This window comes from Candidatus Symbiopectobacterium sp. NZEC127 (assembly GCF_025962675.1).
Lineage (GTDB): Bacteria > Pseudomonadota > Gammaproteobacteria > Enterobacterales > Enterobacteriaceae > Symbiopectobacterium.
In genome coordinates, this window is the sequence record NZ_JAGFPG010000001.1 from 341,353 (window position 1) to 362,764 (window position 21,412).

Annotated in this window: 21 protein-coding genes; 15 read left to right on the top strand and 6 right to left on the bottom strand. The window is 54.0% G+C overall.

Translation table 11 applies throughout. The features are described from left to right. Positions 1-76: 76 nt before the first annotated feature. Positions 77-1,414 (bottom strand): 30S ribosomal protein S12 methylthiotransferase RimO, encoded by a 1,338-nt coding sequence (rimO, locus tag J5069_RS01550; protein ID WP_264642196.1) that lies wholly within the window; start codon positions 1,412-1,414, stop codon positions 77-79. A gap of 231 nt (positions 1,415-1,645) precedes the next feature. On the opposite strand from rimO, the gene J5069_RS01555 reads away from it, so the two are divergent. Further along, on the top strand, positions 1,646-2,779 hold the full coding sequence (locus tag J5069_RS01555; protein ID WP_413542193.1) for a PQQ-dependent sugar dehydrogenase: 1,134 nt from the start codon (positions 1,646-1,648) through the stop codon (positions 2,777-2,779). A 40-nt stretch (positions 2,780-2,819) separates the two neighbouring features. Here J5069_RS01555 and J5069_RS01560 read toward each other — a convergent pair whose 3' ends face one another. Beyond that, positions 2,820-3,437 (bottom strand): glutathione S-transferase family protein, encoded by a 618-nt coding sequence (locus J5069_RS01560; protein ID WP_264642197.1) that lies wholly within the window; start codon positions 3,435-3,437, stop codon positions 2,820-2,822. Positions 3,438-3,687: 250 nt separating this feature from the next. On the opposite strand from J5069_RS01560, the gene J5069_RS01565 reads away from it, so the two are divergent. The 4 genes from J5069_RS01565 (at position 3,688) to J5069_RS01580 (ending at position 7,768) form a co-directional block, all read left to right on the top strand. Next, positions 3,688-4,539, top strand: coding sequence for a MetQ/NlpA family ABC transporter substrate-binding protein (locus tag J5069_RS01565; RefSeq protein WP_264642198.1), 852 nt, complete (start codon positions 3,688-3,690; stop codon positions 4,537-4,539). An 84-nt stretch (positions 4,540-4,623) separates the two neighbouring features. Then, positions 4,624-5,640 (top strand): methionine ABC transporter ATP-binding protein, encoded by a 1,017-nt coding sequence (locus J5069_RS01570; protein WP_264642199.1) that lies wholly within the window; start codon positions 4,624-4,626, stop codon positions 5,638-5,640. Continuing rightward, positions 5,633-6,292, top strand: coding sequence for a methionine ABC transporter permease (locus J5069_RS01575; RefSeq protein ID WP_264642200.1), 660 nt, complete (start codon positions 5,633-5,635; stop codon positions 6,290-6,292). Before J5069_RS01570 ends, J5069_RS01575 begins: the two co-directional genes overlap by 8 nt. 306 nt (positions 6,293-6,598) lie before the next feature. Next, on the top strand, positions 6,599-7,768 hold the full coding sequence (locus tag J5069_RS01580; RefSeq protein ID WP_264643690.1) for a serine hydrolase: 1,170 nt from the start codon (positions 6,599-6,601) through the stop codon (positions 7,766-7,768). Here the strand turns inward: J5069_RS01580 and deoR are convergent. Together deoR and J5069_RS01590 are read right to left on the bottom strand one after the other, a co-directional pair. Then, positions 7,765-8,538: a DNA-binding transcriptional repressor DeoR gene (deoR, locus tag J5069_RS01585; RefSeq protein WP_264642201.1), complete on the bottom strand. Its 774-nt coding sequence runs from the start codon at positions 8,536-8,538 to the stop codon at positions 7,765-7,767. The genes J5069_RS01580 and deoR overlap by 4 nt on opposite strands. 239 nt (positions 8,539-8,777) lie before the next feature. Continuing rightward, positions 8,778-10,466: an aspartate:alanine antiporter gene (locus J5069_RS01590; RefSeq protein WP_264642202.1), complete on the bottom strand. Its 1,689-nt coding sequence runs from the start codon at positions 10,464-10,466 to the stop codon at positions 8,778-8,780. 360 nt (positions 10,467-10,826) lie between these two features. Here J5069_RS01590 and J5069_RS01595 point away from each other — a divergent pair, with 360 nt between their 5' ends. Beyond that, positions 10,827-11,195 carry an inner membrane protein YbjM gene (locus J5069_RS01595; protein WP_264643691.1) on the top strand — a complete coding sequence of 123 codons (369 nt, stop codon included), beginning with the start codon at positions 10,827-10,829 and terminating at the stop codon, positions 11,193-11,195. A 64-nt stretch (positions 11,196-11,259) separates the two neighbouring features. Here the strand turns inward: J5069_RS01595 and J5069_RS01600 are convergent, their stop codons facing one another. After that, positions 11,260-11,523 carry a GrxA family glutaredoxin gene (locus J5069_RS01600; protein WP_264642203.1) on the bottom strand — a complete coding sequence of 88 codons (264 nt, stop codon included), beginning with the start codon at positions 11,521-11,523 and terminating at the stop codon, positions 11,260-11,262. A 263-nt stretch (positions 11,524-11,786) separates the two neighbouring features. On the opposite strand from J5069_RS01600, the gene nfsA reads away from it, so the two are divergent. The 9 genes from nfsA (at position 11,787) to rlmC (ending at position 20,377) form a co-directional block, all read left to right on the top strand. Continuing rightward, positions 11,787-12,509: an oxygen-insensitive NADPH nitroreductase gene (nfsA, locus tag J5069_RS01605; RefSeq protein ID WP_264642204.1), complete on the top strand. Its 723-nt coding sequence runs from the start codon at positions 11,787-11,789 to the stop codon at positions 12,507-12,509. An 18-nt stretch (positions 12,510-12,527) separates the two neighbouring features. After that, positions 12,528-13,406, top strand: coding sequence for a 30S ribosomal protein S6--L-glutamate ligase (rimK, locus tag J5069_RS01610; RefSeq protein WP_264642205.1), 879 nt, complete (start codon positions 12,528-12,530; stop codon positions 13,404-13,406). Positions 13,407-13,513: 107 nt separating this feature from the next. Beyond that, positions 13,514-13,993 carry a YbjN domain-containing protein gene (locus J5069_RS01615; protein ID WP_264643692.1) on the top strand — a complete coding sequence of 160 codons (480 nt, stop codon included), beginning with the start codon at positions 13,514-13,516 and terminating at the stop codon, positions 13,991-13,993. A gap of 384 nt (positions 13,994-14,377) precedes the next feature. Beyond that, positions 14,378-15,487: a spermidine/putrescine ABC transporter substrate-binding protein PotF gene (gene potF, locus J5069_RS01620; RefSeq protein ID WP_264642206.1), complete on the top strand. Its 1,110-nt coding sequence runs from the start codon at positions 14,378-14,380 to the stop codon at positions 15,485-15,487. Positions 15,488-15,651: 164 nt separating this feature from the next. Beyond that, on the top strand, positions 15,652-16,785 hold the full coding sequence (gene potG, locus J5069_RS01625; RefSeq protein ID WP_264642207.1) for a putrescine ABC transporter ATP-binding subunit PotG: 1,134 nt from the start codon (positions 15,652-15,654) through the stop codon (positions 16,783-16,785). Between the two features lie 12 nt (positions 16,786-16,797). Then, positions 16,798-17,778: a putrescine ABC transporter permease PotH gene (gene potH, locus J5069_RS01630; RefSeq protein WP_264642208.1), complete on the top strand. Its 981-nt coding sequence runs from the start codon at positions 16,798-16,800 to the stop codon at positions 17,776-17,778. Further along, on the top strand, positions 17,775-18,620 hold the full coding sequence (gene potI / locus J5069_RS01635; protein ID WP_195312871.1) for a putrescine ABC transporter permease PotI: 846 nt from the start codon (positions 17,775-17,777) through the stop codon (positions 18,618-18,620). Before potH ends, potI begins: the two co-directional genes overlap by 4 nt. 79 nt (positions 18,621-18,699) lie before the next feature. After that, entirely contained in the window at positions 18,700-19,176 is a 477-nt protein-coding gene (locus J5069_RS01640) for a YbjO family protein (RefSeq protein ID WP_264642210.1), read from the top strand. Between the two features lie 64 nt (positions 19,177-19,240). Continuing rightward, a complete protein-coding gene (gene rlmC / locus J5069_RS01645) occupies positions 19,241-20,377 on the top strand; it encodes a 23S rRNA (uracil(747)-C(5))-methyltransferase RlmC (RefSeq protein WP_264642211.1) in 1,137 nt (378 codons plus the stop codon). Between the two features lie 43 nt (positions 20,378-20,420). On the opposite strand, the gene J5069_RS01650 is transcribed toward rlmC, so the two are convergent. Then, positions 20,421-21,200, bottom strand: coding sequence for a class I SAM-dependent methyltransferase (locus tag J5069_RS01650; RefSeq protein WP_264642212.1), 780 nt, complete (start codon positions 21,198-21,200; stop codon positions 20,421-20,423). Positions 21,201-21,412: the final 212 nt, after the last annotated feature.

Consider the following 21,412-nt stretch of genomic DNA (forward strand, 5'->3'; position numbering starts at 1 on the left):
TGATTGTTGCGCGATTGCGCGAAAAGCAGGCAAAAAAAACCGGCCAGCAGGCCGGTTTATGCAGTGAGCGATCCGGTTAGTTTATCCGGCTGCCCCACAGATCGTATTCATCCGCGTGTTCGATAACCACCTGCACAACGTCACCCACTTTGACGTTGGTTTCGCCGTTAAGGTAGACGCTGCCATCGATTTCCGGTGCGTCGGCCATGCTGCGGCCAATCGCGCCTTCATCATCCACTTCATCGATCAGCACCCGCAACGTGCGGCCGATTTTCTCTTGCAACCGTTCAGCGGAGATACGCTGTTGCAGCGCCATAAAGCGGTGAAAACGTTCTTCTTTGATCGCTTCCGGCACTTGATCCGGCAGGTCGTTTGCCGTCGCGCCGACGACCGGGCTGTATTGGAAGCAGCCCACGCGATCCAGTCGCGCCTCGCTCAGAAAATCGAGCAGCATTTGGAAATCTTCTTCGGTTTCACCGGGAAAGCCGACAATAAAGGTAGAACGCAGCGTTAAATCAGGGCACATCACGCGCCACTGTTTGATTCGCTCCAGGGTACGCTCTACCGCGCCGGGGCGTTTCATCAGCTTGAGAATTTTCGGACTGGCGTGCTGTAACGGGATATCCAGATAGGGCAGGATCTTGCCCGCGGCCATCAGCGGAATCACGTCATCCACGTGGGGATAGGGGTAAACATAGTGCAATCGCACCCACACGCCCAGTGAGGCAAGCTGTTCGCACAGGCTGACCATGCTGGTTTTTACCGGTTGCCCGTTCCAGAAACCGGTGCGCTGCTTCACATCGGCACCGTAGGCGGAGGTATCCTGTGAAATCACCAGCAGCTCTTTCACACCGGCTTCGACCAGTCGTTTGGCTTCATCCAGCACGCTGCCGATCGGGCGGCTATCCAAATCGCCGCGCATCGACGGGATAATGCAGAAGGTGCAGCGATGGTTGCAACCTTCAGAAATTTTCAGATACGCGTAGTGCTTGGGGGTCAGTTTGACGCCCTGCGCGGGTACCAGGCTGGTAAAGGGATCGTGTGCCGGTTTGGGAACATAATGATGCACATGCGAGATCACCTGCTCATAGCTGTGCGGACCGGAGATTTCCAACACTTTCGGGTGCACTTCGCGGATTTGGTTCTCTTTGGCACCGAGGCAACCGGTAACGATCACTTTGCCGTTTTCGTTCAGCGCTTCACCAATGGCTTCCAGCGACTCTTGCACCGCGCTGTCGATAAAACCGCAGGTATTGACGATAACCACTTCGGCGTCATCGTAGGTGGGCACAACCTGATAGCCCTCATTGCGCAGCTCAGTCAGGATACGCTCGGAATCGACCAGGTTTTTCGGGCAACCGAGACTGACAAAACCGACTTTCGGCGCGGCGGCAGGTGTTTTTGTGTGGGACATTCAACGTTACTCACTTTGCATCAATGGCGCGGGATGTTAATGACATTACAGCGAACATTATACAGCTAAGTGTGGGGTTAATGCGAGAACGTGGCGATGCGCGCTATCAGGCGCGTGATTTGTGCGTTCAGGACGCGCTAACGTCAAGAAAAGTAAAACGTCGTCGCTTTTTTTGCGTGCACTGACTGCGCTGCCTACAGTTAGTGAAATGCCTTGCCTAGGAGCCCTACCATGCTGTTTTCATTGACCCGGATCGTTACCGCCCCTGCGCGTGGGTTGCTGCTGCTTGTTCTCACCGTTTCCATGCCGCTGTTGGCGGCAGAGCCTGTGGTGACCGAGTTGCAGGACAAGCTGGACCACCCCTGGTCACTGGCCTTTTTACCGGGAAATAACGGTATGCTGATCACCGAACGCGCCGGGCAACTGCGCCATTGGCAGCAGGGAAAAGGGCTCTCCGCACCCATTGATGGCGTACCGGCGGTGTTTGCCAAATCGCAGGGCGGTTTGTTGGAAGTCGCTTTGGCCCCGGATTTTGCGCAAAGCCGTCGTCTCTACCTGAGTTTCGCCGAAGCGGGCGAGGACGGCAACGCGGGTACCGCCGTGGGCTATGGCCGTTTGTCTGAGGATTATCGGCGCTTAGAGCACTTCACCGTATTTTTCCGTCAACAGCCCAAACTCTCCAGCGGCAATCACTTCGGCGGTAAGTTGACTTTCGATAACCACGGCATGCTGTTTATCTCTCTCGGTGAAAATAACCAGCGTCCCACCGCGCAGGATCTGGATAAGCTGCAAGGGAAGATCGTGCGGCTGACGGCAGAAGGCAAAGTCCCTGTCGATAATCCCTTTGTGAACAAGGCCGGGGCGCGACCCGAAATATGGTCGTACGGCCACCGAAATCCTCAGGGGCTGGCTTTTAACCCGGTTACCGGAACGCTGTGGGAGCACGAGCATGGCCCGCGCGGTGGCGATGAAATCAACTTTCCCGCCGCCGGAAAAAACTATGGCTGGCCGCTGGCGACGCACGGTATCAACTACTCTGGGTTGAAAATTCCAGAGGCGAAGGGAACCCGCGTACCGGGCATGGCCGACCCGGCGCATGTGTGGGAAAAATCGCCCGGGATCAGCGGTATGGCATTTTATCAGGACGAGCGCTTCCCGCAGTGGAAAAATTCGGTGTTTATCGGCGCGTTGGCAGAGCGAAACCTGATTCGCTTAACGCTGGAGGGCGATCGTATCCTGTCTGAAGAGCGCTTGCTGACGGATCGTAATGAACGTATCCGCGAGGTCAGGGTCGGGCCGGATGGCTACCTGTACCTGCTGACCGATGACAGTGATGGCAAATTATTGCGCGTTGGACTGAAATAACCGGCGCACCCTGTTGGAGAGTCACGCCGGATAAATCACATCAGGTTAACGGCAACATGACCGTGTCGCGGAAGGCGGGGCGCGCGGTCAGCTGTTGATACCAGCGTTCCAAATGCGGCAATGACGGGCGTTCGATGTCCATGTTAAACCAGCCATAAGCGATACATCCCAGGGGAATATCACCAATACCAAATGCCTGCCCGGACAGCCAGGGTTGACGGGAAAGGGCATCGTCAGCAATCGCCAGCAGGCGTTCGCACTCCACTTTCTGTTTGGCAATCAGCGCTACATCACGCTGTTCGGGCGCGGTACGCACCAGGCCAATAAATACGGTGCCAAACGGCACAGCCAACGATATTGCCCAGTCCATCCACTTTTCTGCATTGGCGCGCTGACCGTGATCGGCCAGATAGAGGCTCTGCTGACCGTATTTGGCGGCCAGATAACGCACAATGGTATTGGATTCCCACAACACCAGATCGTCGTCTTGCAGGCAGGGAATTAGCCCATTTGGGTTCATGGACAGATAATCTGCTTCGCGATTACGGCCAAACTGACCGCCAGCCAGAATGTGCTGATAACTCAACCCCAGTTCTGCGGCGAACCAGCGGACTTTTTTGACATTACTCGAATTCTCTCGGCCCCATAAAGTAAGCATGATAACCCTCTGATGGCGAATGGGAGGAAGCGCGTTGACGCCCCGACAGCAACAACATCAACCACTATACCTGCTTTCAATGGCGCGGAGGGAGAAGAAAAGGGAATTATCATCCTGAATAGCATGCTGTTTTGATCCCGGCTGGCGTGTGCTAACGTGTCGCCGACATAAAGATATGCCAATTTAATCTTTATCATCCCAAAGCGGATTTTTCATAATGCAGTACACAATATAAAACAGGGAAACCACAATGACTTTGACCCATCGTTTTCGCGCTTTGCTGGGCGCGGCGCTTATTTCCGCACTGCCGTTTGTGGCGGGCACTTCCTCGGCATTGGCCAGCACCGATCCGCAGACCTTGACGTTTGGCGTGGCACCCGGTCCCTATGGCGACATGGTAAACCAGACCATCAAACCGCAGCTCGAGAAAAAAGGCTACAAAGTGGTGGTGCGTGAGTTTAGCGACTACGTGCAGCCCAATCTGGCGCTGGCGAACGGCAGCATTGATGCCAACCTGTTCCAGCATTCGCTCTATCTGGAAAAGTTTGCGGCAGACAAAGGCTTGAAGCTGGCGAAGCTGATCATCGTGCCAACGGCAAGCATGGGATTCTATTCCAAAAAAATTCACTCGCTGGATGAGTTGAAAAAAGGCGACGTGATTACGTTGTCCAACGATGCGACCAATCTGGCGCGCGGACTGCGTTTTTTGCAATCGCTCGGGTTGATCACCATCAAACCGGATCTTGATGCTACCAAAGCATCAGAAAAAGATATTGTTGATAACCCGCGCGGTCTGGTATTCAAACCGCTGGAAGCGGCCCAGTTACCGCGCACGCTGGATAGCGTAACCGCCTCGCTGGTTAACGGTAACTTTGCGTTTGCCGCCGGGCTGAAGTTGTCCACCGCCCTTAAACTGGAAATTCTGGACGAAAACCTGAAAAACGTGATTGCCGTGCGTGCTGATGATATCGATAAGCCGTTTGCCAAAGATATTAAAGCTGCCGTTGAGTCCGACGCGTATGCCGCCGCGATCAATGCGCCGGGCAGCGTGTTCAGCGAATTTCAGAAGCCAGAATGGATGAAGGCGCGTGCCGCACAGTAAGCCGCTATAAGCTCGATAGCGTGTTATTATCCCGGCCTTTGGCCGGGATAATGTTTTTGGCCGGGATAAAACAGAGAATCGGTGATGATAGAACTCAACGCGATTAGCGTGAATTTTTCGCAGGGGAAAGCGGGCGCAACGGCGGCGGTCGATAACGTCAGCTTGCGTATCCAGCAGGGTGAAGTTTTCGGGATTGTGGGCACCAGCGGTGCGGGAAAGAGCACCCTGTTGCGTACCATTAACCTGTTGCAGCGCCCGACGAGCGGCAGCGTTACGGTGAATGGTGTCACGATCAGTGATTTAAGCGGCAGCGAGCTGCGCCGCGCCCGTCAGGGCATTGGCATGATTTTCCAGCATTTCAACCTGATGCAGACGCGTACCGTGGCGGAGAACGTCGCATTCAGTTTGAAAGCCGCGGGCAAATCTGCGCAGGAAATTGCCCAGCGCGTGCCTGAAATGCTGAATCTTGTTGGATTGTCCGATAAGGCGGATGTCTATCCTTCCCGCTTGAGTGGTGGGCAGAAACAGCGCGTCGGCATTGCACGCGCGATTGCCAACCATCCGCAAGTGCTGCTGTGCGATGAGCCGACCTCGGCCCTCGATCTGGAAACCTCAGCCGCCATTCTGGTGCTGCTCAAGGAGATTAATCAGCGCCTGGGGATCACCATTGTGCTGATTTCTCATGAAATGAGCGTCATCAAAACGGTGTGTGACCGCATGGCGGTGATGACGCAAGGCCGCGTAGTGGAAGAAGGTGAGGTGTTCGATGTGTTTGCCGCACCGCAGCATCCGTTCACGCAACAGTTGGTCTCCCACACGCTGAATCTGGAACTGCCCGCTCGCCTGAAAGAAGAGCTGCAAGGTACGTTGCTGAAAATTCTGTTTATCGGCGATTCCGCCGAGCAGCCGGTGTTATCCGATGTGGCGGTGCGTTATGGCGTTTCGGTCAACATTTTGCACGGCAAGATTGAATATATCGGCAACCGTGCGTTAGGTATTCTGGTGGTGCTACTGACCCACCCGACGGACAGCGAGCAACTGGCTGGCGCTATCCATTACGTTCAAACCCGCACGGCGCGCGTGGAGGTGTTACATGGGTGATTTTTGGCTCGACCTGACCGTTGCGTTTGGCGAAACCTTTCAGATGGTCAGCATCGCGACGCTGTGCGCCATTGTCGGAGGCCTGCCTTTGGGCCTGCTGATTTTTGTCACCGACAAAAACCTGTTTTGGCAAAACCGTGCGGTGTATTTGTGCAGCACGATTTTGGTCAACATTATCCGCTCTATCCCGTTTGTCATCCTGCTGGTGCTGTTGTTGCCGCTCACCCAGATACTGCTGGGTAACACCATCGGGCCGGTGGCGGCCTCGGTGCCGATGTCGGTGGCCGCGATGGCGTTTTATGCGCGTCTGGTGGACAGCGCCCTGCGCGAAGTCGATCCCGGTATTGTCGAGGCTGCAGAAGCGTTCGGCGCCAGCCCGATGCGCATTATCGGGACTGTACTGCTGCCGGAAGCCAAGGCGGGCTTGCTGCGCGGTCTGACCATCACGCTGGTCAGCCTGATTGGCTACTCCGCGATGGCGGGCATTGTGGGCGGCGGCGGCGTCGGTGATTTAGCCATTCGCTTTGGTTATTACCGCTATGAAACGCAGGTGATGGTGGTGACCGTGGTGGCGCTGGTTATTCTGGTACAAGTGGTGCAGATGTTGGGTGACTGGTTTGCCAAGCGGGCGGATAAGCGCGATCGTCGCTAACGGCCCGCTACCGGCGAGCGGCCCATGCTGCTTGCCGGTTTTTCCTTCCTTCCATGAGAAAACTCTCATAACGCATTTATATATCAGCGTATTTTCTAGACGTTTGCATTTCTTTGAGTATCTTTACAGAGTAGGGCGTTTCATTGTCATGCGGCGGACGGTAACGTTGGCAGCTTATTGCTATTCGTTGCAAAGAATATCGAAATTTGACCAGATTAACTGCGCGACTAACGACATGGAGGACGCATGAACACCACGGCCCATTTTCCCCAGACTCGATTTTCCAAGGCCGCGTGCTCCCGCCTGATGCTGTGCAGCGCGACGCTGCTGTGGCTGACGCTGACCCCACACGTACAGGCTGAACAGGCGCCTGCCGCGCCGCAGATCGACGCCAAAGCCTTTATTCTTATTGATTACCACAGCGGCGTGGTGTTGGCGGAACAGCGGGCGGATGAGCGGCTTGATCCCGCCAGTCTGACGAAAATGATGGCAAGCTACGTCATCGGTCAGGCGATAAAAACGGAAAAAATCAAACCAGACGATCTGGTTACCGTCGGTAAAGATGCCTGGGCAACAGGTAACCCCGCACTGCGTGGTTCATCGCTGATGTTTTTGAAACCCGGCGATAAAATTCCGGTCCTGGAGTTGAACAGAGGCATCGTTATTCAATCGGGCAATGATGCCAGCATTGCGTTGGCCGACTACGTGGCGGGCAGTCAGGATGCGTTTGTCAGCCTGATGAACAACTACGTCAAATCACTCAACCTCACCAATACCCATTTCCTCACCGTGCACGGACTGGATGCTACCGGGCAGTACAGCACGGCGCGTGATATGGCGCTGTTGGGGCAGGCGTTGATTCGCGATGTGCCGGAAGAGTATGCCCTGCACAAAGAAAAAGAATTCACCTTCAATAACATCAAACAGCCCAACCGTAACCGTTTGTTGTGGAGCAGTAACCTGAATGTCGACGGTATCAAAACCGGACACACCAGCGGTGCCGGGCACAATCTGGTGGCATCCGCGACGGAAGGCAACATGCGGTTGATTTCTGTGGTGCTGGGTGCACCGACGGATGCCATTCGTTTCCGCGACAGCGAAAAGCTGCTGACCTGGGGTTTCCGCTTCTTCGAAACGGTCACGCCGGTTCAGGGCAATACTACCTTTACCACTCAGCGTGTCTGGTACGGCGCACAGAGTGAAGCGCGGCTGGGGGTTGCTGACGATGTCGCCCTCACGGTGCCAAAAGGGCAAATGCGCAATCTGAAAGCCAGCTTTACCCTGACGTCGCCACATTTACAGGCACCGTTGGCGAAAAATCAGGCGGTCGGCACGGTGGATTTCCAGTTGGATGGCAAAGTGATCGCCCAGAGGCCGCTGGTGGTGCTGGATGAGGTGCCGGAAGCTGGCCTGTTCGGGCGACTGTGGGATGCGGTATGGCTAACCCTGACCAAATGGTTCGGCGGCTGGTTTTAACAGCCGGGATAGATCAGCATGATGCCGTTGTCGAGCGTGAAATCCTGATAAGTGCCCTGCGGGGCGCAGTCGGTCACCAGCGTGTCGAACTGTGTCAATGCGCCGATAGCGGCAGGCTGTATTCGGCCAAATTTGCTGCTGTCGGCCACCAAAATAGTGCGCTGCGATAGCGCCATCGCCCGGTGTTTGATATCCAGTTCGGCAAAATTAAAACAGGTCGCTCCCCGCTTGATATCGACCCCCGCCGCAGAGATAAAGGCTTTGTTGGTGCAGATCGGGTCCAGTTCACTCTGCCGCGTCAGTGGGGTGAAAATGGCATTATCGGGATGGAATTCTCCGCCGCATAAAATGACTTTGGCGGCAGGTTTGGCTTGCAGCGCCAGAAAGGTGTTCAGGGAGTAGCAAACAGCGGTAAAGGGCAGCTCTTCGTCGATGGCATCGATAATAAAGGGCAGGGTGGTGCCGCAGTCAAAAAAAACGGTATCACCGGCTTCGACCAGTTGCGCCGCCAGACGGCCCGCCACCCGTTTTTCCTGCACCTGCTGGTTCTGTTGATCGGACACAAAATAGTGACCCATAGCGCTGCCCTGTGGATCGTTTACCACGTAGCCGCCCAGAAGAATCACACTGGCTGAGGTGGCGTTCAGATCGCGACGCACGGTCATTTCGGAGACGCCCAACAGTTCTGCTGCTTGTTTCAAGTGCAACCGATCGCCATTCTTCAATGCCTGAGTCAGTTTGTTGATCCGTGCTGCGCGCCGTGTTTCCATCGTATGGTTATCCCCCGTGAGTCCGGCGTGAATAGTACCATTCAATAGAATCGGGTCGCAAAGGGAAGTCTGGTCGGTAACAAAAGAAAAGGCCCATCATTCTTGAACCTGAAAAGGCGGGAACGACGGGCTCCTCAATAAGGGGATTTCAAAGAAAAGCAGCGGCACTTAATCAGACGTTATGCATGAGAAAAAGTTCGTTTTTTTTTAAAGAATAGTGACAATTTTTTTCAACCTGCTTAAAACGGCAATTCAGGCCAGATAATCACGATCAGTGAACCGGCCAATGTCAGCAACACGTTGGCGATGGCATAAGTGCCCGCGTAGCCGAGCGCCGGGATATTACTGCGCGCGGTATCGCTGATGATATCCATGGCGGGCGCACAGGTGCGCGCACCCATAATCGCGCCAAACAGCAGCGCCCGGTTCATGCGCAGCACATAGGCACCAAACAGAAAGCAGATAACCACCGGGATCAGGCTGATCGCCAGTCCGGCAAACAGCATTTGTATGCCCACGGAGCCAAAGCTGGTGCCGATAGTGCTGCCCGCGCTCAGGCCAACGCCCGCCATAAACACCATCAGGCCAAATTCTTTTACCATATTCAGCGCACCTTGCGGGATATAGCCAAAGGTCGGGTGGTTGGCACGCAAGAAACCCAGCATGATCCCGGCAAACAGCAATCCGGCTGCGCTGCCAATCGCAAAATTGAAGTTGCGGAACTGGAAGGTGATAAGCCCGACCATGATGCCGATAATGAAGAAGGCGCAGAACGCCAGCAGGTCGGTGACCTGACTGTGGATGGAAATAAACCCGATACGATCGGCGATGCTTTTCACCCGCCGGGCATCGCCGCTCACCTGTAGCACATCCCCTTTGTTCAGCACTACGCCGTCATCGATCGGCATTTCAATCTGGTTGCGCACGATGCGGTTTAAAAAGCAGCCGTGGTCGGTCAGTTTTAACTGGCTGAGGCGTTTGCCGACGCCGTTGTTGTTTTTGACCACAATCTCTTCGGTGACGATGCGCATATCGAGCAGGTCACGATCGAACACTTCCTTGCCGTCGCGGAAATTGGAGTTGAGGCGTGCATGGGCATCCGGATAGCCCACCAGCGCGATCTCATCGCCCAGTTGCAAGGTCGCATCCCCATCCGGCGTGGCGAGAATGCCGTTACGACGCAGGCGTTCAATGGAGCAGCCGGTTTGCCGGTAAATGCCCAGTTCGCGCAGATTTTTTCCGTCCGCCCAGGCAACCAGCTCCGGCCCGACGCGATAAGCGCGGATAATGGGGAGATACACTTTACGTTGACTGTCGGGATCGAGACCGCGTTCCCGCGCGATTTGTTGCGCGCTGGTCGGCAGATCCTGATGTTGCAGTTTTGGCAGATAGCGTGCGCCAAAAATCAGGCTGACCAGCCCGATCAGATAGGTCAGCGCATAGCCAAGGCTCAGGTGATCCAATTCGACGCCAAGCTGTGGATTGACGCTGTTGGCATTGCGTAGCGCATCTCCCGCCCCAACCAGCACGGGCGTTGAGGTCATTGCACCTGCCAGCATGCCTGCCGTCAGGCCGATATCCCAGCCGAAAAGTTTGCCCAACAGCAGTGCCAACACCAGCGCCGAGCTGACCAAGACTAAGGCAAGGGCGAAATAGTTTTTACCGTCACGAAAAAAAATGGAGAAAAAATTAGGCCCTGCTTCGATGCCGACGCAAAAAATAAACAGCATAAAACCGAGATTCAGCGCATCGGTATTTATGGCAAAGTGCTGCTGCCCCAATAATAGCGATACCACTAAAACACCAATGGAATTACCCAGTTGAACGCTGCCTAGTCGTATTTTCCCCAGGCACAGACCCAATGAAAGCACCACAAATAGCAGCAGTATGTAATTCCCGTTTAACAACTCAGCGACGTTTATATTCATGGCCTGTAACGTGTTGTTTACTAGTAAGTTCTTGATATTAATGAAGGTAAGGGCTAAATTTAATCCCATTCACTCAGAATACTCACTGTAGGGCAATAGTGGAACAGGGCGTGAAGAATCCGGCAGGGAAAGCGCGTGATTCGGCATAGGTGCCATCCGTTTCCTGAAAATAAATTGCCCGACGCGTAGCAAGAGTGCTGCCATTTTAGTTGGGTGTTCGTGTTACAGCCAGCCTTTATTTTATAAAAGTGATGCCGCCTTGCTTGCTGTTATATCAGGGATATTCCGATGTTGTTCCGATTAAATACACCTCACTCGACCTCGTCTGGCGACGTCGGCGTGGGGCAAAGAGAGGCGAATATGGGAAGCAATAAGGGGTGGGTAGGTGCAACCTGCTGTTTTTTGTTGTTTACCGTGGTGTTTTTGAGTCAAAAAATGGATGTCTTTTCCGCAACGCAAACGGGATTTCGGGGAGAGCCTGGGATGCTGTTGTTTTTGCTGCCCGGCATTGTAGCCAGCGGGTTATCGGCGCGTGGTCGTTTGCGTTACCCCTTTCTCGGCGCGCTGATGGCGATGCCGCTGTGCCTGATTATTCTGCACTTTTGGCGCACGCCAATGAACGCGTTCTGGCAGGAACTGGCCTACGTGATGAGCGCAGTGTTCTGGAGTTTGATGGGCGCGCTGGGGTTTTTGTTCGTGTATGTCTCGTGCCAGCGGTATTTTCGCTGAAGATAACAACACTCAAGGCGCAGAGTGCGCCTTGAGTGACGGGTTTGGTCACTGCGTTGCCGTTTTACTGAAACAGGTTCAGATTCGCTTTGGCATAGGCTTCGAAGTCGGTGCAACCGCCGATGTGTTTTTCGTCCAAAAAGATCTGTGGAACCGTTTCAACCGGTTTACCCACGGTTTTAGACAGGTCGTCTTTGCTGATCCCTTCGGCGTGAATATCAACGTAGCGGAAACTGAAGTCGTCACGTTGTTCAGTCAGTTTTTCTGCCAGCGCTTTGGCACGAACACAGTACGGGCAGCCAGGGCGGCCAAAAATAACAGCAAACATGTTAACTCCTTATCAAAACAAAAGGCTGTAAACGATATTGTTCTCGTCTTTCTGAGAGGTACTATGCCCCTATCCGCGCTGAAAAAAAAGCAGTAAATCCCTGTTGCATTAATATGTAATGGCTATCAAACCGCATAACATACGCTGAGCAGCATTGGTCAGTCGCAACGGCTGGCTTATACTGCCTGTTAAGCGCCTGGCTGTCCGGCTCACAGAGCCGACCCCCGCTGCCTTCAGGACACACCATCATAAGGACTCGAAGAGTGACGCCAACTATCGATCTGCTGCTAAACCATCGCTCCATTCGTGCTTTTAGCACACAGCCTATTGCGCCGGACGCGCGCGATGCCATTATTGCTGCGGCCCAGAGCGCGTCCAGCTCGAGCTTTTTACAATGCAGCTCGATTATTCGCATTACCGATCCCACGCTGCGCCAGACGTTGGCCCGCTATTGTGGCGATCAGCAGCATGTGGCTGACGCCGCCGAGTTCTGGGTGTTTTGCGCCGATTTCCACCGTCATCTGGAGATCTTTCCGCAGGCGCAAACCGGGATGGCAGAGCAATTGCTGCTGGGATGCGTTGATACGGCGCTGATGGGACAGAATGCGCTGGTCGCGGCGGAATCGCTGGGCCTGGGCGGCGTGTTTATCGGCGGTATCCGTAATCACATTGCCGAGGTCACCTCGCTGTTGTCGCTGCCACAGCAGGTGTTGCCGCTGTTTGGCCTCTGTCTGGGCTATCCCGCTGCGACGCCCGATCGCAAACCGCGCCTGCCCGCCTCGCTGGTGGTGCATGAGAATGGCTATCAGCCGTTAGACAAAGCCGCGCTGGCACAGTATGACCAGCAATTGGGGGATTACTACCAGCAGCGTGGCAGTAATCGTCGCCGCGATACCTGGAGTGAGCACGTGCAGCGCACGCTGCAAAAAGAGCTAAGGCCCTTTATTCTGGACTACTTGCATCAGCAAGGCTGGGCAATTCGCTAAAACAGGGGAGAGGAACTGATGAAGATCGCCATTTTATCCCGGGACGGCAGCCTCTACTCCTGCATGCGGTTACGTGAAGCCGCAGAAGCACGCAAGCACGTTGTCGATATTATTGACCCACTCTCGTGCTACATGAACATCAACTCTGCTGCGCCCACGGTGCATTATCGCGGCAAGCAGTTGGTAAAATACGATGCGGTAATCCCACGCATTGGCTCACAGATTACCTTCTACGGCACCGCCGTGTTGCGCCAGTTTGAAATGCTGGGAAGCTTTCCGTTGAACAATGCGCTCTCAATCACCCGTGCACGGGACAAGTTGCACTCGCTGCAACTGCTGGCGCGCGAGGGCATCGATTTACCGATCACCGGTTTTGCTCACTCGCCTGACGATACCAGCGATCTGATCGCTATGGTGGGCGGCGCACCGCTGGTGGTTAAACTGGTTGAGGGCACTCAGGGAATTGGCGTGGTGTTGGCAGAAACGCGTCAGGCGGCCGAAAGCGTGATTGATGCGTTTCGCGGCCTGAATGCGCACATTCTGGTTCAGGAGTATGTGAGCGAGGCGCAGGGCAGGGATGTCCGCTGTCTGGTGATTGGCGATACTGTGGTGGCGGCCATCGAACGTCAGGCCAAAGAGGGAGATTTTCGCTCCAATTTGCACCGTGGCGGCACTGCACGACCGGTCGTCATCACGGAGCGTGAGCGTGCCATTGCGGTGAAAGCGACCCAAACGCTGGGGCTGAGCGTGGCGGGCGTGGATATTTTACGCGCGGCGCGCGGACCGCTGGTGATGGAGGTAAATGCCTCTCCCGGTTTGGAAGGGATTGAACGCACCACTCAATTGGATATCGCCGACATGATGATGGCGTTTATTGAGCAGCACGCATGCGGCTGAGTATCACCAGCCTGATAGGCAATCCCGCTTTTCTATTGGTATCGTGCGCAAATTTTACGTAAGCTAGTAAGGTTTTTACGTTACAGGCGCAAATGAGGCAAATTATGATGGATTCACTCATCGTTCCGGATCTGAATCTGCTGCGGCGGTGGTTGGATCAACTTAATATTCTCTATTTTGAATGCGACTCTTGTCAGGCGTTGCATTTGCCCCATATGCAGAATTTCGACGGCATTTTCGATGCCAAAGTCGATCTGGTGGACGGTGTTATTCTGTTTTCCGCGTTGGCAGAAGTAAAACCCAGCGCGTTGATTTCCCTGGCGGGCAACCTGAGCCAAATCAACGCCAGTTCTCTGACGGTGAAAGCCTTTCTTGATGTGCAAGACGATAATCTGCCAAAGCTTATCGTCTGTCAGACGCTCGACGTGGCGGCCGGCGTGGTCATTGAACAGTTCCGCCACTTTATGCAGCAGTCTGAAGAGCAGATCTCCATGGTTATTCTGGAGGCCTGTGCTAACAATATGCTGTTTCTCGGCGAAGAAGAAGAGAGCTCTCCTGCGCGCAGCCTGTCACACAGCCTGCATTAATTCTGTTGCTGCCTGCGGGCAGCAATCACTTTTTCTTATTTGCTGATTATGTTTGGTTTATTCTGCTAAAAATGATTTTTCTGATATATTCCACCGCCCAGAGTAATGACTTGCCGTTCACCGCGCCAACTCCTGCATAATTAATCGATAAAAGCCGTTTTTTACGTTGCGCATATAGCACCGCGAACACGAGGCGGTTATGCTAACTTCCTGTGACCGTCAGGCGATGACAATGCATTTATGTCTGTGTGTACTATGATTATTTTTAGTGCATAGCCATTCAACATCCTCGTCCGTCGGCGCGATAAGTTCAGGTATGTGTCCGGTATCGTCCTGATACGGATTTTATTCCATGATTCACCCCTGGTATGGAGGAAGGAACGGATGTTCACCCAACGTAAAACATGGCTCTCGGGTGTTGTTGCCGGCTTGATGATGGCCGCGTCCGTCACCGCATCTGCGGAAGAAAAAACGCTGCATGTGTATAACTGGTCAGATTACATTGCGCCGGACACCCTGAGCAATTTCCAGAAAGAAACGGGCATCAAAGTCGTTTATGACGTGTTTGACTCCAACGAAGTGTTGGAAGGCAAATTGATGGCAGGCAGCACCGGTTTTGACCTGGTGGTACCTTCTGCCAGCTTTCTTGAACGTCAGCTTGCCGCGGGCGTTTTCCAGCCGCTGGATAAAAGTAAGCTGCCTAACTACAAAAATCTCGATCCCGAGCTGATGAAGCTGATTGCTCAGCACGATCCGGATAACAAATTTGCCATTCCCTATCTGTGGGCGACCACGGGCATTGGCTTTAACATCGATAAAGTCAAAGCCGCGCTGGGTACGGATGCGCCAATCGACAGTTGGGATCTGGTGTTGAAGCCGGAAAATCTGGAAAAACTGAAAAGCTGCGGCGTTGCCTTCCTGGATGCGCCGGAAGAGATTTTCGCCACCGTGCTGAATTATCAGGGTAAAGATCCGAACAGCACTAAGGCCGATGATTACAGCAAAAGCGCCACCGACCTGCTGCTGAAATTGCGCCCGAGCATCCGCTATTTCCACTCTTCCCAGTACATTAACGATCTGGCCAACGGCGACATCTGCGTGGCTATCGGTTGGGCCGGAGACGTGAAGCAGGCGGCTAACCGTGCCAAGGAAGCGAAGAACGGCGTGAACATCGGCTACAGCATTCCGAAAGAGGGGGCGATGGCGTTCTTTGACGTGCTCGCCATGCCGGTTGATGCCAAAAATAAAGAGGAAGCCTATCAGTTCCTCAACTACCTGATGAAACCGGAAGTGATTGCCAATGTCAGCAATTACGTCTTCTATGCCAACGGCAACAAAGCCTCCGTTCCGCTGGTTGATGAAGCCGTACGTAATGATCCTGGCATCTTCCCGCCGGATGATGTGCGCGCCAAGCTGTTTACGCTCAAAGTACAATCACCGCAAATTGACCGCGCGCGTACCCGTGCCTGGACCAAGGTAAAAAGCGGCAAGTAACTGTTTTTGTACGTTGAGATTATGAGATAATCCGCAGGCGGCTAATACCCGCCTGTTTGTGCTGTATGTGGTGTAACGCATGGAGGGAGCGAGGGTGCCTGTCGCAGATCTTTCTCCACCGTGGGTTATTCGTTTGTTCTGCTTTTGCCGGAGAGCAATGCTAAGTGAATGATGCAATTTCCCGTCCCCAGCCTAAAACGCACAAGGCCGTAACGCCACTGTTGGAAGTGCGCAATTTGACCAAATCCTTTGACGGTCAGGCGGCCGTGGATGATGTGAGTCTGACTATCTACAAAGGTGAGATTTTCGCGCTGCTGGGGGCTTCCGGCTGCGGCAAATCTACCCTGTTGCGTATGTTGGCCGGTTTTGAACACCCCACGCAGGGGCAGATTGTGCTGGATGGACAGGATCTGTCGCTGGTACCGCCCTATCAGCGCCCTATCAATATGATGTTTCAGTCGTATGCCCTGTTTCCGCATATGACGGTTGAGAAGAATATCGCTTTCGGTTTGAAGCAGGACAAGCTGTCCCGCGCTGAAATTAAAGACCGGGTGGAAGAAATGCTGACGCTGGTGCATATGCAGGAGTTTGCCGGGCGTAAACCGCATCAGCTTTCCGGCGGTCAGCGTCAGCGCGTGGCACTGGCGCGCAGTCTGGCTAAACGCCCGAAACTGCTGCTGCTGGATGAACCGATGGGCGCACTGGACAAAAAGCTGCGCGACCGTATGCAACTGGAAGTGGTGGATATTCTTGAGCGTGTTGGCGTGACCTGCGTGATGGTGACCCACGATCAGGAAGAGGCCATGACCATGGCCGGGCGCATCGCCATCATGAATCGCGGCAAGTTTGTGCAAATCGGCGAGCCGGAAGAGATTTATGAACACCCGACCACGCGTTTCAGCGCCGAATTTATCGGCTCGGTCAATATGTTTGAAGGGCTGCTGAAAGAGCGTCAGGACGATGCGTTGATTATTCAAAGCCCGGGTCTGGTTCATCCGCTGAAAGTGAATACCGATGTCTCCGTGGTGGATGGCGTGCCGGTGCATGTTGCACTGCGCCCCGAAAAAATCATGCTGTGCGAAGAGGTGCCCGAAGACGGCTGTAACTTTGCTGTCGGCGAAGTGGTGCATATTGCTTATCTGGGCGATCTGTCGATTTACCATGTGCGTCTCAACAGTGGGCAGATCATCAGCGCCCAGTTGCAAAATGCTTACCGCTATCGCAAAGGCGCACCCACCTGGGGTGATGAAGTGCGCTTGTGTTGGGAAGCGGACAGCTGTGTGGTGTTGACGGTGTGATAGGGCGAGATAATGACCATGTTTCCTGAACATAACTTTTCGGATGGTAAAGCGGCGGAACCACCGGATGCGCCGCGCAGTCCTCTGCGCCTGTTATTGACACAGTGGCACCTGAAATACGGGCGTAAACTGGTGATCGCGCTGCCTTATATCTGGCTTATTCTGCTGTTTATGCTGCCGTTCCTGATTGTTTTCAAAATCAGCCTGGCAGAAATGGCGCGCGCGGTGCCTCCTTACACCGATTTGCTCTCCTGGGCGGATGATAAGCTCGATATCACCCTTAATTTGGGCAACTATCTCCATCTGCTGGATGATCCGCTCTATTTCGAAGCCTATTTGCAGTCGCTGAAAGTGGCGGCGGTATCGACGGTACTCTGCCTGATCATTGGTTATCCGCTGGCATGGGCGGTGGCACATAGCCAATCTTCCACGCGCAACATTCTGCTGCTGTTGGTTATCCTGCCTTCCTGGACCTCATTTCTTATCCGCGTGTATGCCTGGATGGGGATACTGAAGAACAACGGGATATTGAATAACTTCCTGCTGTGGCTGGGCGTAATCGATGAGCCGCTGATCATCCTGCACACCAATCTGGCGGTGTATATCGGTATCGTCTATTCCTATCTGCCGTTTATGGTGCTGCCGATTTATACTGCGTTGACCCGTCTGGATTATTCGCTGGTGGAAGCCTCACTGGATTTGGGGGCGCGCCCGTTGAAAACCTTTTTCCACGTGATTGTGCCGTTGACCAAAGGCGGAATTATCGCCGGATCGATGCTGGTGTTTATCCCGGCAGTTGGCGAGTACGTGATCCCTGAGCTGTTAGGCGGCCCGGACAGCATCATGATTGGCCGTATCCTGTGGCAAGAGTTCTTTAACAACCGCGACTGGCCGGTAGCCTCTGCGGTGGCGACCGTTATGCTGCTGCTGCTGATTGTGCCCATCATGTGGTTCCACAAGCATCAGAACAAAAGTACGGGAGATCAGGCATGAATAATTTACCTGTGGTTCGTTCCCCGTGGCGTACCCTGATCCTGGTTATCGGTTTTACCTTTCTGTATGCGCCGATGCTGATGCTGGTGATTTACTCTTTCAACAGCTCCAAGCTGGTGACGGTGTGGGCAGGCTGGTCGACACAATGGTACAGCGCGCTGTTTCATGACAGCGCCATGATGAGCGCCGTGGCGCTGAGCCTGACTATCGCTGCCGCCTCCGCCACCATGGCGGTAGTGCTTGGCACGCTGGCGGCGGTGGTGATGGTGCGTTTTGGCAGCTTTCGCGGCTCCAACGGTTTTGCGTTTATGCTAACCGCGCCGCTGGTAATGCCTGATGTGATTACCGGTTTGTCGTTGCTGCTGCTGTTTGTTGCCTTGGGGCATGCTATCGGCTGGCCCTCAGAGCGCGGCATGCTGACTATCTGGCTGGCACATGTGACCTTCTGTACCGCCTATGTCACCGTGGTCATCAGTGCGCGTCTGCGCGAGTTGGATCGTTCCATCGAAGAGGCCGCAATGGATCTGGGGGCGGCACCGCTCAAGGTGTTTTTCATCATCACCGTCCCGATGATTGCGCCGGCGCTGGTTTCTGGCTGGCTGCTGGCGTTTACGCTGTCGCTGGACGATCTGGTGATCGCCAGTTTCGTTTCCGGGCCGGGGGCGACCACGCTGCCGATGCTGGTGTTCTCCAGTGTGCGAATGGGCGTTAATCCGCAAATTAACGCGCTGGCCTCGCTGATATTATTGGTGGTAGGTGTGATTGGCTTGATTGCCTGGTGGTTTATGGCACGTGCGGAGAAGCAGCGTATTCGTGATATGCAGCGAGCCAGACACGGTTGAGCTCAGTGGTAAGGATATAAACTGCACAGCGCCACCCTTCAGGTGGCGCTGTTGTCTCTACAAAGGAACGCGATTAACGATGCTGCAAAGCAAGAAGACACTGGTTGCACAAGGTAATTACGCCCCTGTCGCTGTGACAGTTGCGGGCATCGGTATTATCGCCACCTGTGTACTGAGCCTTGTGATGCTGCTGTGGGATCTGGGATTAAGCAGTTTTGGTGGCTGGATTGGCAGCAGCGCCGAGTCCTGGGATTCAACGCTGGTGCTATTGGCCGCTCTGGTGATTCTCTGCTTCGAGGTGCGCTGCGGCGTGGCGGTGATGGCAGGGAAAAACTGGGGGCGCTGGGGCTACCTTATTGCTCAGGGCGCGATATCTGGCTACATGCTGCTGGCCTCTTTTAGCGATTTTTTGCCTGATATTTTTCACTTTAGCGGAGAGACCAACTGGGACGTTTTGCACCAGTTTGCCACACAGCGTCTGCCCGACGCGTTGGTGATTTTTTTGCTTTTTGTCCCACATCGCAGCCGCCGCTATTTTCAACGCCATACCGCGTAGCGCTGCGCCATCACGCCTGACAGTGCTATAATGTCGCCCCGACTTTATTGGCTCCTCTTCTCCTATGCAGTGTGCACGATATACCGAAGGCAGTTGCCGTTCCTGCCAGTGGCTGGAAAAACCTTATACGCAGCAGCTTTCTGACAAGCAGCACCATCTGGCTACGCTGCTGGACAAACAGGCAGTTAGTGCCTGGCTGCCCGTGGTTCCCTCGCCACAGCAGGCCTTTCGCAACAAGGCCAAAATGGTGGTGAGTGGCAGCGTCGAGCGCCCGGTGTTCGGTATTCTGCGTCAGGATGGCAGCGCGGTTGATTTGTGTGACTGTCCGCTTTATCCGGCATCGTTTACGCCAGTGCTTTCTGTACTCAAAACTTTTATTGCGCGCGCCGGGTTGACGCCCTATCAGGTGGCCCGGCGGCGCGGTGAATTAAAATATCTGTTGCTGACCGAAAGTCGCCTGCGCGGTGAGTTTATGCTGCGCTTCGTATTGCGCTCGAAAACCAAGCTGGCGCAGTTACAGCAGGCGCTTCCCTGGTTACAGCAGCAGTTGCCGCAGTTGGCGGTGATCTCTGCCAATATCCAGCCTGTTCATCAGGCAATTCTGGAAGGGGAAGAGGAGATTGCGCTGACGAAAAACCAAATGCTGGAAGAGGCGTTCAATCAGGTGCCGCTTTTCTTGCGTCCGCGCGGTTTCTTTCAAACCAACCCGCAGGTTGCCGCCACACTCTATGCGACAGCGCGCGACTGGGTTGCGGCATTGCCAGTGACTAGCATGTGGGATCTGTTTTGCGGCGTCGGCGGCTTTGGCTTGCACTGCGCCACGCCGGAGATGCCGCTGACCGGCATTGAAATCAGCGCCGAGGCTATTGCCTGCGCACAGCGTTCCGCCACACAGCTCGGGCTGACGCGGGTGACATTTCAGGCGCTGGATTCCACACAATTTGCCACTGGCAATGCCAGCGCACCGGATCTGGTGCTGGTAAACCCACCCCGCCGCGGCATAGGGCGTGAACTGTGTGAATATCTGAGCCAGATGGCCCCGGCATATATCCTCTACTCAAGCTGTAATGCACAGACCATGGCGAGTGATATCAGCCTGTTGCCGGGATACCAGATTGTCCAGGTGCAACTGTTCGATATGTTCCCGCATACCGCGCACTATGAAGTGCTGACGCTATTGCAGCGCAAGCGTTTGGCGTAATATCACCATAAAGCTCATAGGGAATGGCTAATGTGAATTGGCATTAGCTTTTTCGCGCAATACAGACAAAATCCTGCCCAATAATCGGCTCATTCTCTAATAATTCAGAAACGCGGAGTATTTTTTGTTGCGTCTCCGCTTCTTCGAGCCGACGTTCAACATCAGGAAGCATCCAGATAGGGCCGACAACGCCTTTAATTTCAATGTGTTTAAAGTCAGCCTTCGCCACTTCAGCGTCCATTTCTTCAGGCAAGTGGAAGTGCCATGACGGTGAACGTGTCCTGAGTCCTGTTTTGACCTCATGGGATACCATGTCAAAATAAGCATCATCAAGAATCAGTTCGCGCTTGATGCCATAAAATACGCCCGCGTATCGATTGATTGCGAAAGCAAAGAGTATTCCTCCCGGTTTAAGAACCCGATAGGCTTCTTTTAACACCCTCAATCTGCTGTTTTCATCGGTAATATGATAGAGCGGGCCGTGCACGATGACGGCATCGAAGGTGTTGTCAGGAAAGGCTAAATCTTGAGCGTCGCCGACGTGAAAACCGTGCAACGCAATGCCGGTTTCTGCACTGACCTTTCTCGCTTTTTCGATATGTATCGGAACGATATCAAACAGGTGTACTTCATGACCGCATTTTGCCAGTTCAAAGGAATAGACGCCGGTAGCGCCCCCGATATCAATGACCTTCTGCTTATTCAGCAAGTATTTCTTTAGCAATTGAAGCGTTCGTCGTTGCTGAATTTTTCCAAAAGCATCTAAATGACGAAAATGTTCATTAAAGGTATTCGTATAATAGTCGACGACGTTGTTTTCCATTTTCGATCTCAGTTGTTAGCAGAACCGATCCAAATGAAATGTCACAGCGGGGTTGTGCAGTACGTCTTATCCTTATCTCATAGCAACATAGGTAACACAATATGAAAGTATCGCCACGCGTCAAGACTGTGATGTATTGACGTTGCTGGTGTCCTGTTTGCTCCCGAGCCCTGATGACGGCTACTGCGATCTAGGCGTGCAGCAAAAAAAAG

Bases quoted from the DNA above. Each gene is read 5' to 3' on its own strand.
- rlmC (WP_264642211.1), top strand. From the start codon at position 19,241: ATGCAGTGTGCACGATATACCGAAGGCAGTTGCCGTTCCTGCCAGTGG.
- J5069_RS01650 (WP_264642212.1), bottom strand. From the start codon at position 21,200: ATGGAAAACAACGTCGTCGACTATTATACGAATACCTTTAATGAACAT.
- J5069_RS01570 (WP_264642199.1), top strand. From the start codon at position 4,624: ATGATAGAACTCAACGCGATTAGCGTGAATTTTTCGCAGGGGAAAGCG.
- J5069_RS01640 (WP_264642210.1), top strand. From the start codon at position 18,700: ATGCTGCAAAGCAAGAAGACACTGGTTGCACAAGGTAATTACGCCCCT.
- J5069_RS01595 (WP_264643691.1), top strand. From the start codon at position 10,827: ATGGGAAGCAATAAGGGGTGGGTAGGTGCAACCTGCTGTTTTTTGTTG.
- J5069_RS01590 (WP_264642202.1), bottom strand. From the start codon at position 10,466: ATGAATATAAACGTCGCTGAGTTGTTAAACGGGAATTACATACTGCTG.
- J5069_RS01575 (WP_264642200.1), top strand. From the start codon at position 5,633: ATGGGTGATTTTTGGCTCGACCTGACCGTTGCGTTTGGCGAAACCTTT.
- rimK (WP_264642205.1), top strand. From the start codon at position 12,528: ATGAAGATCGCCATTTTATCCCGGGACGGCAGCCTCTACTCCTGCATG.
- potI (WP_195312871.1), top strand. From the start codon at position 17,775: ATGAATAATTTACCTGTGGTTCGTTCCCCGTGGCGTACCCTGATCCTG.
- potF (WP_264642206.1), top strand. From the start codon at position 14,378: ATGTTCACCCAACGTAAAACATGGCTCTCGGGTGTTGTTGCCGGCTTG.
- J5069_RS01565 (WP_264642198.1), top strand. From the start codon at position 3,688: ATGACTTTGACCCATCGTTTTCGCGCTTTGCTGGGCGCGGCGCTTATT.
- deoR (WP_264642201.1), bottom strand. From the start codon at position 8,538: ATGGAAACACGGCGCGCAGCACGGATCAACAAACTGACTCAGGCATTG.
- potH (WP_264642208.1), top strand. From the start codon at position 16,798: ATGACCATGTTTCCTGAACATAACTTTTCGGATGGTAAAGCGGCGGAA.
- J5069_RS01615 (WP_264643692.1), top strand. From the start codon at position 13,514: ATGGATTCACTCATCGTTCCGGATCTGAATCTGCTGCGGCGGTGGTTG.
- J5069_RS01600 (WP_264642203.1), bottom strand. From the start codon at position 11,523: ATGTTTGCTGTTATTTTTGGCCGCCCTGGCTGCCCGTACTGTGTTCGT.
- J5069_RS01560 (WP_264642197.1), bottom strand. From the start codon at position 3,437: ATGCTTACTTTATGGGGCCGAGAGAATTCGAGTAATGTCAAAAAAGTC.
- J5069_RS01580 (WP_264643690.1), top strand. From the start codon at position 6,599: ATGCTGTGCAGCGCGACGCTGCTGTGGCTGACGCTGACCCCACACGTA.
- J5069_RS01555 (WP_413542193.1), top strand. From the start codon at position 1,646: ATGCTGTTTTCATTGACCCGGATCGTTACCGCCCCTGCGCGTGGGTTG.
- rimO (WP_264642196.1), bottom strand. From the start codon at position 1,414: ATGTCCCACACAAAAACACCTGCCGCCGCGCCGAAAGTCGGTTTTGTC.